A 12,969-nucleotide genomic window follows, 5' to 3' on the forward strand; every position below is an offset into this window, starting at 1 on the left:
ATTAATAGTCGACATGCCTGTCATCGATTCCACGCCTGAGGAATAGACCCCAACTATCGTAGGAAAACTCAATTATCCTGTGCAGAGTACCAGCCTTTCCCCGTAAGATTAATGCTGGTCATCGTTTCCATGTGGCCGCTCACGTCAAGCTAGCTGACTCTTCCAGGACACAAGATGAACCGTAACGACCTGCGTCGTGTCGACCTTAACCTCTTGATCGTATTCGAAACCTTGATGCATGAGCGCAGCGTGACCCGTGCCGCCGAGAAACTCTTTCTCGGCCAGCCAGCCATCAGCGCGGCATTGTCGCGGCTGCGTGGTCTGTTTGACGACCCGCTGTTTGTACGCACCGGGCGCAGCATGGAGCCATCGGCCCGAGCGGTGGAAATCTTCGCCCTGCTCTCGCCGGCCCTCGACTCAATCTCAACCGCCGTCAGCCGCGCCGCCGAGTTCGACCCGGCAACCAGCACCGCCGTGTTCCGCATCGGCCTGTCCGACGATGTCGAATTCGCCCTACTGCCTCAACTGCTCAAACGCCTGCGAGCTGAAGCGCCAGGCATCGTGCTGGTGGTGCGTCGCGTCAACTACATCCTGATGCCGGGCCTGCTGGCCTCTGGCGAAATCTCCATCGGCGTCAGCTACACCGCCGACCTGCCGGCCAACGCCAAGCGCAAAGTGTTGCGCCGCAGCCTGCCCAAACTACTGCGCGCCGACAGCGTACCCGGCTCCCTGAGCCTGGACGACTTCTGCGCCCGCCCCCATGCCTTGGTATCGTTTGCCGGTGACTTGAGCGGGTTTATCGATGAAGAGCTGGAAAAGCTCGACCGCAAGCGCCATGTGGTGCTTGCCGTGCCGCAGTTCAACGGTCTGGGCACCCTGCTGGCGGGCACCGATATCCTCGCGACCGTACCGGATTATGCGGCTGAAGCGCTGACATCCGCCGGCGGCTTGCGCGCCGAAGACCCACCGTTGCCGGTGCGCTCGTTTGAACTGCACATGGCGTGGCGTGGGTCGCAGGACAATGATCCGGGGGAGCGGTGGTTGCGGTCGCGGATACAGATGTTTTTTGGCGACCCTGAGAGTCTTTAGGCGTCGTCTGGCAGGCTGCTCGGCCGATCAACCCTACCTCCATGCTCACGTCCTTTCAGCGTATGAGGCCAAAGTACGACACCACACTCCACCGAGTTCGCGCTGCGCACTGGACCATTGCCCATGAGCATTTGGCAGTCACAGCGCCACGGCGTCGGGCATGGCGATACGGGTGCGCCGCTCATTCAGGGCAAATACCGTCATCGCCAGCGCCGCAATCGCGCCGGGGATGGCGAAGGCCATGAAATTCAGTTGCAGAGGCAGTTCGATCGCCATCAGCGCGCCGCCTAACAGCGGGCCGACAATCGCGCCATTTCGACCGATGCCGGACGCCCAGCCCAGGCCTGTGGCGCGAATCGACAAGCCGTAGAGCTGCGCAGCCCCCGCGTACAGCAGGATCTGCGTACCAATGGTGGTGGCACCCGCGACGAAGATCAGCAGGTACAGGACCGGCATCGGGCTGTTAATGCCCAGCAGGCTGATCGAGACCATGGCGGCGGCGAAGAAGCAGATCACAACTTTCACCAGGTTCAGGCGGTCGCCCAAACGGCCGCCGAGCAGCGCCCCGGCCATGCCGCCCAGGTTCAGCGCGATCAGGAACGACAGGCTCGATCCCAGGCTGTAACCGGCGCCGGCCATCAGCTTGGGCAGCCACGAACTCAATGCATAGACCATCAGCAGGCAACAGAAAAACGCGACCCAGATCATCGCCGTACGCACCGCCAGGTCATGGCGGAACAGCTCCACCACCGAGGCGCCTTTACCTTTGCTGTCGGCGATCACCAGCGCATCTTCGACCTCGATCCTGGTACCTGGCGACAACCGATTAAGCAGCGCGCGAGCCCTGTCTTGTTGGCCCTGGCGGATCAGGAAGCCGATGGATTCAGGCAGCCAGTAAACAATCAGTGGCAACAGCAGCAGCGGAATCACCGCCACAAAAAACATCGACTGCCAACCATAGGCCGGCAGCATGAAAATCCCAACGCTGGCGGCGAGCATGCCGCCCAGGGAATAGCCGCTGAACATGAAGGCCATCAGGGTGCTGCGGAATTTCTTCGGCGCGTATTCGTTGATCAGCGCCGCCGCGTTGGGCATCAACCCGCCGCAGCCGAGCCCGGCGATGAAACGGCAGATACCGAACTCGGTTGGGCTGCTGGCAAAGCCATTGGTCACGGTGGCCAGACTGAACAGGGTGAAACAGAACACGATGCCTTTCTTGCGCCCGAAACGGTCCGCCAGGGTGCCGAAAATCAGCGCACCGAACATCATGCCGAACAGCGCATAGCTGCCCAGGGCGCCAGCCTGCAACGGCGTCAGCCCCCACTCGCGCATGATTGACGGCAGGACCACGCCGTAGATAAACAAGTCATAGCCGTCAAAGATCAACAGCAAGGCACACAGGCTCACGATCAACCAGTGGAAGCGGTTGAATGGGGCATTATCGATAATCGAATGGACATCATGGCTACGCATGGCAGTGCTCTCTTTATTGTTGTTGTGAGTCAGTGTCAGCAGATGGAAAAAGCCTTAGCCGAGGTCGCCGCCGCCCACCGGCAAGGTCACGCCGGTGATGTAGGAGGCCTCGTCGCAGGCCAGGAACAGAATCGCGCCAGCTTGTTCGTCGATGCTGCCGTAGCGTTTCATCGGGCTGCTGTCGAGGGTCTGGTCGACGATCTGCTGGTACCACACGCGCTCCTGCTCGCTCTGCGGCTGGCTGTTGCGCGGGATGCGCCGTGGCGGTGCCTCGGTCCCGCCGGGCGCGGTGGCGTTGACCCGAATCCCGCTGCCGGCAGTCTCCAGGGCCAGGCAGGCCGTCAAGGCATTCACGCCGCCCTTGGCCGCGCCGTACGGCACGCGATTGACCCCACGCGTAGCCACGGAAGACACGTTGACGATGGCGCCTTCGCCCTGCTCCAGCATGTAGGGCAGCACGCAATGGCAGCACCACAACGTAGGGAACAGCGAGCGGCGCACTTCGGCCTCGATTTCGGCCTCGGCGTAATGCTCGAAAGGCTTGGCCCAGATGGTCCCGCCGACGTTATTGACCAGCACGTCGATGCGACCGAAACGGGCCGTGGCGGCGGCCATCACCCGCGCGCACTCGCTGTATTGTTCCAGGTCGGCGGTCAGCAGCAGCGCTCGCTCATGCTGCAATTCATGCACAAGCTCGGAGCGATCCACCGCGACCAGCCATGCGCCCTCCTCCAGCAAGCGCTCGGCGACACGCCGACCGATCCCTTGGGCAGCGCCGGTGACCAGCGCGACCTTGTTGTTAAACCGTTGAGTCATGGGGCAGTCCTCAGGCGGCATCGCACGTGGCGACCGCGTTAGGGGTGAATTTCTCGTAATGGAAGCTGGCCGGTGTCACGCCCTGCTGCTTGAAGTGCTCGCGCACCGCATCGACCATCGGCGGCGGGCCGCACAGGTACACGTCGACATCGCCGCCATTAAGGGCTTCGTCGGCCATGTGCTGAGTCACATAGCCCTGGCGCGGGTGAGTGGTGTGCGGATCAGCCACGCAGGTCACCAGGTTGAAGTCGGGCAAACGCGCGGTAAAAGCCTGCAACGCTTCGACCATCACCAGGTCCTGATCCCGCGTTACGCCGTAGATCAACCGGATCGGGCGGGTTTCCTGGCGCTGCGCGAGCACTTCAAGCATCGACAGGAACGGCGCCAGGCCGGTACCACCGGCCAGTAACAGCAGCGGCCGCACCACCTCACGCAGGTAGAAACTCCCCAGCGGGCCGGTGATCGCCACGCTGTCGCCCGGCTGGGCGCGCTCGAGCCAGCTGCTCATCAACCCGCCGGGCACGTGCTTGATCAGGAAGCTGGCGCGCGTGTCGCCCGGGCGACTGCTGAAGGAGTAAGCGCGTGTCTGCCCACTGTCGGGCACGCTGATATTCACGTACTGGCCGGGCAGGAATACCGGCGCCTGGTCCAGCTCGAAACTCGCCTCCAGCGCGGCATCGGCATGTCGGGTGATGCCGGCCAGCGTCGCGGCGAAGTGCGTGCTGCCGGTCTTGCAGGCGCTGGACGGCACCGGCACAGCGATCACGCAGTCGGACTGCGGCACCATCTGGCAGGTCAGTACCTGGCGCGCCTGCGCTTCGTCGGCGCTCAGGGCGTCGTCGATATAGTCGTCGCCCAAGTCGTAGGCGCCGGTTTCACAGCGGCATTTGCAGGTTCCGCATACACCGTCCGAGCAGTCCATGGGCAGGTTGATGCGTTGGCGGAAGGCGGCATCGAGCACCTTTTCCCCCACCTTGCAGTCGATGAAGCGGGTCACCCCATCCTCGAAGTTCAGGGCGATGGCATACGTCATGGCGGTGTCCTCAGATGTGGTAGATGTCGATGACCTGGTGGATGTAGTCGTTTTTCAGCACTACCTTCTTGCGCGTGATCAGCGGCTGCTCGGCACGGATGTCGAGGCGATAGAAGGAGGTACCGAAATAACTGTCGGTGGTTTTGTAGCGGTGGCTGAGGGTGTGCCAGTTGAAACGCAGGTCCACCTGCACGCCGTCGTCGGCCAGCACTTCGAGGTTGCACAGCATGTGGACGGTGCGCGGCTCGGGCGTGCTGGCGCTGGAGCGCTCGGTCTTGATGCGGAAGATACGGTCTTCCAGGCCGTCACGGTTGGGGTAGTAGATCAGCGAGATTTCGCGCTGCGGGTCTTCGGTGAGGGTGTCGTGATCGTCCCAGGCGGGCATCCAGAACTCGGCCTTGGGCGAATAGCAGGCCAGCCAGTCATCCCATTGGCGGTCGTCGAGCAGGCGCGCTTCACGGTAGAGAAAATCCAGCAGGTGGTCACGGCCAAGGCTCATGGCTGCACCTCGCGGTCGCTGGCAATCAGCCCTTGCTGTTCGCGCTCGATCGCACGCTGCAGGCTTTGGGCCCAGTGCGCATGCTGGCGCACAAACAAGCCCTCGTCCTCGGTCTTGACCCCGCTGAGCTGCGGTTGCATGCCCATGGCCAAGGCATTTTCGTCCGCGCCTTCGACCCACTGCCTGGCGCCACGGCTCAAGTCATTCCACAGGGTGCTCGCGCCCTGGTAACCGGTCTGGCAGGCGCGGAATTCCTCGAGGTCATCCGGGGTGCCCATGCCGCTGACGTTGAAGAAGTCTTCGTACTGGCGAATCCGCGTGGCGCGCTCCTGGGCGTTTTCGCCGATGGGCGCCATGCAATAGATTGTCACTTCGGTTTTATCCACGGCGAGGGGGCGCACCACGCGGATCTGGGTCGAGAACTGGTCCATCAGGTACACATTGGGGTAGAGGCAGAGGTTGCGGGTCTGGTCGACGATAAAGTCGGCGCGCGCCTGGCCCAGGCGTTCGGCCAAGGCCTCCCGGTGAGCGTGCACCGGGCGCACTTCGGGGTTGAGCAGGCGCGTCCACAGCAGGATATGCCCGTGGTCGAAGGCGTAGACGCCGCCCAGGCTTTTCGACCAGCCATTGGCGTCGACGGTGCGCGTGCCTTCGGCTTCGTAGTTGCGCCGGCCCATGGTCGCCGAGTAGTTCCAGTGCACGGAGCTGACGTGGTAACCGTCGGCGCCATTTTCGATTTGCAGCTTCCAGTTGCCGTCATAGACATAGGATGAGCTGCCGCGCAGCACCTCCAGGCCCAAAGGAGCCTGGTCGACCATCTGGTCGATGATGACGCGGGTTTCGCCCAGGTAGTCGCTGAGTTCCGGCACCGCATCGCTGAGGCTGCCGAACAGGAAACCGCGGTAGTTTTCAAAGCGCGCCAGGCGCTTGAGGTCATGGGAGCCGTCGCAGTCGAAACTGTCCGGGTAGGCGCCGGTCTTCGCGTCCTTTACCTTGAGCAGCTTGCCGGCGTTGCTGAACGTCCAGCCATGGAAGGGGCAAGTGAACGAGCCCTTGTTGCCTTGTTTGCGCCGGCACAGCATGGCGCCGCGATGCGCGCAGGCGTTGACCAGGCCATGCAGCGCGCCGTGTTTGTCACGGGTGATGACCACCGGCTGGCGGCCGATCCAGGTGGTGAAGTAATCGTTGATCTCCGGCACCTGGCTTTCATGGGCCAGGTAGATCCAGCCGCCTTCGAAGATGTGTTTCATCTCCAGGGCAAACAGGTCGGGGTCGGTAAAGATGTCGCGGCGGCAGCGGAACACCCCAGTGGCGGGGTCTTCCTGTACGGACTCGCGCAATTGGCAGGCGAGTCGGTCGAGTGTACTGATCATGGGGCGGGCCCTCCGTTGTTCTTGTATCAGGCACCCTCACCGTACATGTTCGCCCTGCGCGTCAATATCCGCTGCCTGCACATCGCTATCCGCCAGGCGCACGTCGCTTAACGATGGCGTTTCCAGGTCTGCGACGGCAGTTCGCCGAAGCGTTTGCGGTAGGCCTCGGAAAACCGCCCCAGGTGCATGAAGCCATGGTCCAAAGCCACCTCGGTCACGCTGCGCGTGCTGCTCAGTTGCAAGCGTGTGTGCACCCGTTCGAGCTTGCAGCGGCGTACATAGTCTCGCGGTGACAGCCCCACCTGGCGCGCAAACAGGCTGTACAGCGAACGCTCGCTGACGTTGGCCACGGCCATCAACTGCTCGACGCTGATGTCATCGCCCAGGTGCTGCTGGATAAATTCGCGCACCGCTTCAAACCCACCGCCGTGGGCAGCCTGGGGGATCACCCGCAACACGTTGCTGCCCAGCAATGCCAGTAGCTTGTTGGCCAAGATGCGTTCGTACAGGCCCTGCATGTGGGGCTCGGCAGCGTTTTCCGCCTCATGACAGATCAGCCCGAGCAACGGCAGGAAGCCGCCCATTTCACTGAGCGCGTGGCGGGCCGTCGCGAAGCGGATACCCACCTGCGGCAGGCTCCAGTGCTGCTCCAGGCAGGCGTTTTCCAGCAGGCGCACCGGCAGTTTGATGATGAATTTCTCGCAGTCGGCGGAATAGGTCAGGTCTACCGGGTCGTCCGGGTTGATCAGCAGGATTTCCCCCGGCCCGAACACGTCATTCTCGCCGCGGGAGCTGGAGCGGCAATGCCCGCTCAACAGGATCTGCAGGTGATAGATGGTCTCCAGCGCCACCGATGTGACCCGCACCGGTGCACCGTAGCTGATGCGGCACAGGTCCAGGCTGGCGAAGGTGCGATGGCTGATACTCGCCCGGGGCCGGCCCTTGGGAGGCAGGCGAATGCAGTGGCTGCCCACGTGCTGGTTGACGTAGTCCGACACCGCGTAGGCATCGGCGCCCTGGAAAATCTGGCTGCGCTCACTCAATAGCACGGTCATGGTTGCGGCTCTTTTATAGTTATTGGGCTCAGGCTGACGCCTGGGTAGGGGGGCGTCCAATATGGATAAAGTCTGAAGGGATACCCTGGAGGTATTGTCGGGCGTTCTGCGCCAGGTTTTCAGCGCTGCGTCGGGGCGCGCAGGGCTTGAGGTGAGAATGTTGGCCTAAAACTTTGAAACAATACGCTTGGCCGGATTGGACGGGGACCTAGCGATACCCCCGCGCCTGAACATCGAACAACTCGGCATAGCGCCCACCCGCTACCATCAACTGTTGATGGCTGCCTTCCTCCAGGATTCGCCCGCCGTCCAGCACGATGATGTGGTCGGCATTGCGCACGCTGGAGAATCGATGGGAAATCAACAACGTCATGCGGCCCTTGGCGTGTTCGCGAAAGTGCTCGAACACCGCCGCCTCGGCGCCGGCGTCCAGCGCAGCCGTCGGCTCGTCAAGAATCAGCAGATCCGCCTCCTGGCGCATATACGCGCGTGACAAGGCGACTTTCTGCCATTGCCCACCCGACAACTCCTGGCCGCCAAGCCAGCGCCCTAACTGTGTGCCGTAGGCCCTGCTCAGGCGCTCGATGAATTCGGCGGCCACCCCCTGGGTGGCGGCCGTGCGCCAGCGCGCCTCATCATTCAGCGCATCGACGTCCCCCACTCCAAGGTTCTCGCCGACGGTCATCTGGTAGCGGATGTAATCCTGAAAAATCACCCCAATGCGCTGGCGCAGTGTCTGTTCATCCCAGTCTTGCAAGTCGCTGCCATCCAGCAGAATGCGCCCCTCGTGCGGGGTATACAGGCGCGTGAGCAGTTTGATCAGGCTGGTTTTGCCCGAGCCATTCTCGCCCACCAGGGCCAGGCTTTGCCCAGGCGCCAAATGCAGGTTGATGTCAGTCAATGCCTGCCGCTCAGCGCCGGGGTAACTGAACCCTACGTGCTCGCAGCGCAGACCGTCGCCGGGACGCGCGCCCTGGGTAAGCCGGCCACTCGGCACGACCACAGGGGTTAGCAGGTACTCATAAAGGTCCGACAGAAACAGACTGTCGTCATACAGGCCGGCAATCGCGCTGAGGCTGGCGGTGATCGCGCTTTGCCCCTGCTTGAACAGCACGATGTACATGGTCATCTGTCCCAGGGTGGTCTGGCCGCGCACGGTGTCCAGCACCACCCAGGCGTATGCCACATAAAACGCCGCGGTGCCCAGCAGTCCCAGGGCAAAGCCCCAGGCATCCCGACGCACCGTCAACTGGCGGTCCTCGGTGTACAAGCGCCGGGCGTTGTCGCGGTAGCGCTTGAGGAACAGCGGCGACAGGCCGAACAGCTTGACCTCTTTGGCATGAGTCTCGTGGGACAGCAGCGATTCCAGGTAATTCTGCTGACGGGTCTCGGGCGCGCGCCGGTGGAACAGGCGAAACGCATTGCCCGAGAAATGCGTCTCGGCGAAGAACACCGGTAAGGCGCCGACCACCAGAATCACCAGCGCCCACGGCGAAAAGTGCACTAACAGCACGGCGAAGCTGATCAGCGCGATCAGGTTCTGCACGAGCCCCAGGCCCTTGGTGACCAGGCTCAGCGGCCGTGTCGACGCGCCCTGACGCACGCGCACCAGCTTGTCGTGGAACTCGGCGTCTTCAAATTGCAGGAGTGAGAGGGTCTGGGCTTTCTCCAGAATCATCAGGTTGACCTTCACCCCCAACTGCACCCGCAGCAACGATTGCTGCATTGACAGCGCGCGCTGAGCGGCGGCTAGCAGCGCCAACACGCCCGCCTCGGCCAGCACGTACTGCATCACTGGCCACACGGGCGCCTGGCTGCCGGCTGCATGAATCTGCATCGCGTGCACCACGCCATCGACAATACGCTGGCCGATCCAGGCAGCCAGCGCAGGCAACAGACCGGCAACGATGGTGGCCAGCAGCAGGCCTATGAATAAGGGACGCGACGTCTCCCACACCAGCTTCAGTGCCCTGCGCGCCTGGATGGAAAACGCGCTCAATCGATTGAACAGCACCATGAATGGCATGGACTCCGTGTGGGGGCTGGGGTGAGATGGGCGGATTATGACAGGCGATGACGTTGCGCACATCCAACGGCGAGGCGACAGGGGCAAGTGGTGGAGCAAGGGGCAACCACGGCAGATTCTCGGCGCGCCGCAGCATGACTCCACCCGCGCCTTGATCGCCGCCGCGACGGCGCTCGCCAAGCGCCGCCAGCCACTTGCAACGGGACATGGGCATCGCCTACGTGCTGGTGTTGCGCAATGGCCGGGGGATCGAACTGAATCGCCCCTCATTTCGTAGATATTGAAAATCCACACCAGGCCGTAATCGCGGTTGCTCTGGAAGAAACTTCTCCCCCCATTCACAATTTTTGACTGACTCTAAACGTCACCCAAACCAGCTTGGTTTTCTGCCAGCAATCGTCATTCGCTATCGCTCACACACCCGGTACGGGTGGGGGCAAAAATAGGGGCATAACTTATTTTTTCTGCCTGAAACTACCTTTCCAGAGGTGAGTAAAAATCTTTTTTTGGCGATCCGGACAGTCTCCAGGCTCCCTCAGGCACACTGTTCATCTGATCATTTCCGCCTTGGCCTGCCGTTCAATACTCAATGATATCCATGGCGGCAGTTTCACCGCGATGCACCTGCGGCGCTGCCAAACACAAGGTATTGCGCCCCAGGCCCTTGGCTTCATACAGAGCGGCATCTGCCCGCGCAAGCAGGCTGGCCGTGGTGTCATCCGGGTTTGGCACCACGCAGCAGACTCCGATACTGATGCGCGCCGAGATGGTTGCCTCGCCAAACCGAGCCGGTGAATCAGCGACCGATGCGCGCAATTCGTCCAGAACCTTCACCGCGTCTTCGGGGCTGGTGCGGGGAAGTAACACCAGGAATTCCTCACCCCCATAACGACCAATACTGTCGGACTCACGAATTCGCTGGGTGAGATGATTGACGCAATGGCAAATCACCTCATCACCCGCCAGGTGTCCATACACATCATTGATCTGCTTGAAATGGTCGATGTCGACCATCGCCACGGCCAGGTAGGCAGCGTCTCGGCGCGCGCGCTCCAACTCTTTGGAAAACTGTTCCAGCACGGCTCTGCGATTGAGAATACCGGTCAGCACGTCGCGTAACGCCAGGCGCTGGAATAACGACTCGCTGCGTTCTTTGGCCAGCAGCACCAGTCCGAGGGAGATCATCATCGCGGTGAACGTGCCGATACTGACGGAGATGGTTTGCTTGAGGTTGCTGACGTCATAGCGCATCTCGGCGGCTCCCCCGCCGATGATGGCGACCACCCGCATGCCAAGGCCGATCAGGCTGATACTTGATCCGATGATCAACAGCATGCGCGCACGCCCCTGAGCGGGTATGTAGCGGCGCGTCCAATAGATGATCAAGGCGCATTGCACCATCAACACCAGCGTGGCGGCGAGCATGCGCGGTTCCAAGGTGTCGATCAGGCTTGCCATCAAGGCAAGCATCAAGGCAGCAGGCGCAAATATCCGCCACCAGGAGACGCGTAACTCAACGATCCGAAAGATGCTGGCCCCATAAAAAGCCAGCGCCACCGCCAGCAATGTGTTGGCAGCCCCATAGGTCAACCACAACGGGGCGTGGCCGAACAAGGTGTATCCAATGTAAGCCAGGGCATGTGCCGCCAAACCAAAGCCAATGGTCAGCAAACCGTCGCGCTGGTTGAACTGGCCGACCAATATCAGACAAAACGCCATGATCGTCGCCACTAAGGCGACGCAGGCAAAAAGCGTGGGGGTATGGGCAATCATGACGTCTCACCAGGCGCTGTCAGGAGCAGCTCTGGTGCAGTTTAGTTGAGTAGGCTGTCAGTTTTTCGGCCATCTGCAGCATTGTCTTAGCGCCTGTCAGGGCAGCGCTCAGATACTCAAGAGCTCGGCTACGGGCAGTCGATTGGTAGTCTTCATTTCTCGCAGGGACAGGTTCGAGCGAATACTCGAAACGCCAGGAAGCTTCCTGAGTACTTTTTCGACAAAGCGGCTGTAGCTGTCCAAGTCCCGTGCAACCACCTCAAGTAGAAAGTCCGCCTCGCCTGTTGTGTTATGGCAACTCAAAACCTGAGGTGCCGCCTGAATAATCTTTTCAAACGTTGCCGTGGCTTCTTCGCTGTGATCGGTGCAAGAGATCTGGACAAACGCCTTCAGGCCCAGCCCTAGTTTCTTTCGATTGAGAATGGCTTGGTATCCCTCGATAACCCCGCACTCTTCAAGCCGGCGTTGCTTGCGCCAGCAGGACGCTTCGCTGAGGGACAGCTGCTCAGCCAGCTTGACGTTCGACAGCTTGCCGTCGCGCTGCAACCGTTCCGATATTGCAATGTCCGCCTTATCAAGCTGCTCAAGCATGAAATAACTCCTCAAATTAAGACTTAAAAATGAAAGTTAATTTCAATTTCTGGGTGACGTCAATTGCAACTTGAAGGGTAATTTCAAGGGGTTCATCCATAATGGAAATGCCTGGATCGTGACACTTCAACGTCACATCACCCATCCAAACATAGGTCATTTGAATGAAAGCAGTCGTCTACGAAGCCTTTTCCAAGCCACCGCGCCTGATGAACGTGGCAGACCCGTCCCCGGAACGTCATGGTGTGGTTATCCAGGTGCTTGGCACAGGGGTATGTCGCAGCGACTGGCATGGTTGGAAAGGTCATGACCCCGACATTGAGCTGCCCCATGTACCGGGTCATGAGCTGGCGGGCATCGTGGCCGAGGTGGGCAACGACGTCACGCAATGGAAGGTCGGCGACCGTGTGACCGTGCCGTTCGTGGGCGGATGTGGTGCCTGCGCCGAGTGCAATAGCGGCAATCAGCAGGTGTGCCACACGCAGTTCCAGCCAGGCTTTACTCATTGGGGTTCATTTGCCGAATACGTCGGTATCCATCAGGCCGATCTGAACCTGGTCGCGCTGCCTGAGAGCATGGATTTCGCTACCGCTGCAAGCCTGGGTTGTCGATTCGCCACCTCGTTCCGCGCAGTCGTTGACCAAGGAAAAGTCAGTGCCGGTCAATGGGTCGCGGTTCACGGTTGCGGAGGCGTAGGCCTGTCTGCCGTGATGATCGCCCAAGCCATTGGCGCGAACGTGATCGCCATCGATATTTCCCAGGACAAACTCGACCTGGCACGCGCGCTCGGCGCTGTCGCCACGATCAATGCCCAGTGCGTGGCGGACGTCGCCGAAGCCGTGCTGGAAATCACTCAGGGCGGTGCCCACGTATCGCTGGACGCATTGGGCCACCCAACCACCTGCTTCAACTCCATCAACAACCTGCGCCGTCGCGGCAAGCACGTTCAGGTGGGGCTGATGCTCGCTGATCACGCCACGCCGGCAATCCCCATGAGCAAGGTCATCGCCCACGAACTTGAGATCTACGGAAGCCACGGCATGCAAGCGCACCGCTATGACGCCATGATCGAAATGATCACCTCCGGCAAGCTGGCGCCTGAAAAACTCGTGGGCAAGACCATCAGCCTGGAGCAGTCGATCGACGCATTGATCCATATGGACCGGTTTGAGACGGCGGGCGTCACCGTCATCACCGAGTTTTAATGCATGGCGCCACATTGAGCGGTGCTGAATTCACTA

At 61.2% G+C, this 12,969-nt stretch carries 11 protein-coding genes; 2 read left to right on the forward strand and 9 right to left on the reverse strand.

Features of this window, described 5'->3' with window-relative positions; genetic code table 11:
* The first annotated feature begins 174 nt into the window (after nt 1-174).
* Nucleotides 175-1,089: a LysR family transcriptional regulator gene (locus tag G9Q84_RS19150; protein WP_010210548.1), complete on the forward strand. Its 915-nt coding sequence runs from the start codon at nt 175-177 to the stop codon at nt 1,087-1,089.
* Between the two features lie 138 nt (nt 1,090-1,227).
* Here the strand turns inward: G9Q84_RS19150 and G9Q84_RS19155 are convergent, their stop codons facing one another.
* From G9Q84_RS19155 to G9Q84_RS19195, 9 genes are all read right to left on the reverse strand, one after another.
* Nucleotides 1,228-2,562, reverse strand: coding sequence for an MFS transporter (locus tag G9Q84_RS19155; RefSeq protein WP_181643893.1), 1,335 nt, complete (start codon nt 2,560-2,562; stop codon nt 1,228-1,230).
* 54 nt (nt 2,563-2,616) lie between these two features.
* A complete protein-coding gene (locus tag G9Q84_RS19160; RefSeq protein WP_095184814.1) occupies nt 2,617-3,378 on the reverse strand; it encodes a 1,6-dihydroxycyclohexa-2,4-diene-1-carboxylate dehydrogenase in 762 nt (253 codons plus the stop codon).
* Between the two features lie 10 nt (nt 3,379-3,388).
* A complete protein-coding gene (benC, locus tag G9Q84_RS19165) occupies nt 3,389-4,411 on the reverse strand; it encodes a benzoate 1,2-dioxygenase electron transfer component BenC (RefSeq protein ID WP_181643894.1) in 1,023 nt (340 codons plus the stop codon).
* A gap of 10 nt (nt 4,412-4,421) precedes the next feature.
* Nucleotides 4,422-4,910, reverse strand: coding sequence for a benzoate 1,2-dioxygenase small subunit (benB, locus tag G9Q84_RS19170; protein WP_181643895.1), 489 nt, complete (start codon nt 4,908-4,910; stop codon nt 4,422-4,424).
* Nucleotides 4,907-6,283 (reverse strand): Rieske 2Fe-2S domain-containing protein, encoded by a 1,377-nt coding sequence (locus G9Q84_RS19175; RefSeq protein WP_122753279.1) that lies wholly within the window; start codon nt 6,281-6,283, stop codon nt 4,907-4,909. The genes benB and G9Q84_RS19175 overlap by 4 nt, the downstream gene beginning before the upstream one ends.
* Nucleotides 6,284-6,390: 107 nt before the next feature.
* Nucleotides 6,391-7,338, reverse strand: coding sequence for an AraC family transcriptional regulator (locus G9Q84_RS19180; RefSeq protein WP_181643896.1), 948 nt, complete (start codon nt 7,336-7,338; stop codon nt 6,391-6,393).
* A 208-nt stretch (nt 7,339-7,546) separates the two neighbouring features.
* Nucleotides 7,547-9,355 carry an ABC transporter ATP-binding protein gene (locus G9Q84_RS19185; RefSeq protein WP_181643958.1) on the reverse strand — a complete coding sequence of 603 codons (1,809 nt, stop codon included), beginning with the start codon at nt 9,353-9,355 and terminating at the stop codon, nt 7,547-7,549.
* Nucleotides 9,356-9,943: 588 nt separating this feature from the next.
* Complete coding sequence (locus G9Q84_RS19190; RefSeq protein ID WP_122753264.1) at nt 9,944-11,137, reverse strand: GGDEF domain-containing protein; 1,194 nt, start codon at nt 11,135-11,137, stop codon at nt 9,944-9,946.
* 108 nt (nt 11,138-11,245) lie between these two features.
* Entirely contained in the window at nt 11,246-11,728 is a 483-nt protein-coding gene (locus G9Q84_RS19195) for an Lrp/AsnC family transcriptional regulator (RefSeq protein ID WP_032891412.1), read from the reverse strand.
* Between the two features lie 164 nt (nt 11,729-11,892).
* Here G9Q84_RS19195 and G9Q84_RS19200 point away from each other — a divergent pair, with 164 nt between their 5' ends.
* Nucleotides 11,893-12,933: a zinc-dependent alcohol dehydrogenase family protein gene (locus G9Q84_RS19200; protein ID WP_032891411.1), complete on the forward strand. Its 1,041-nt coding sequence runs from the start codon at nt 11,893-11,895 to the stop codon at nt 12,931-12,933.
* Nucleotides 12,934-12,969: the final 36 nt, after the last annotated feature.

Origin of the sequence: Pseudomonas sivasensis (genome assembly GCF_013778505.1) — a bacterium.
Lineage (GTDB): Bacteria > Pseudomonadota > Gammaproteobacteria > Pseudomonadales > Pseudomonadaceae > Aquipseudomonas > Aquipseudomonas sivasensis.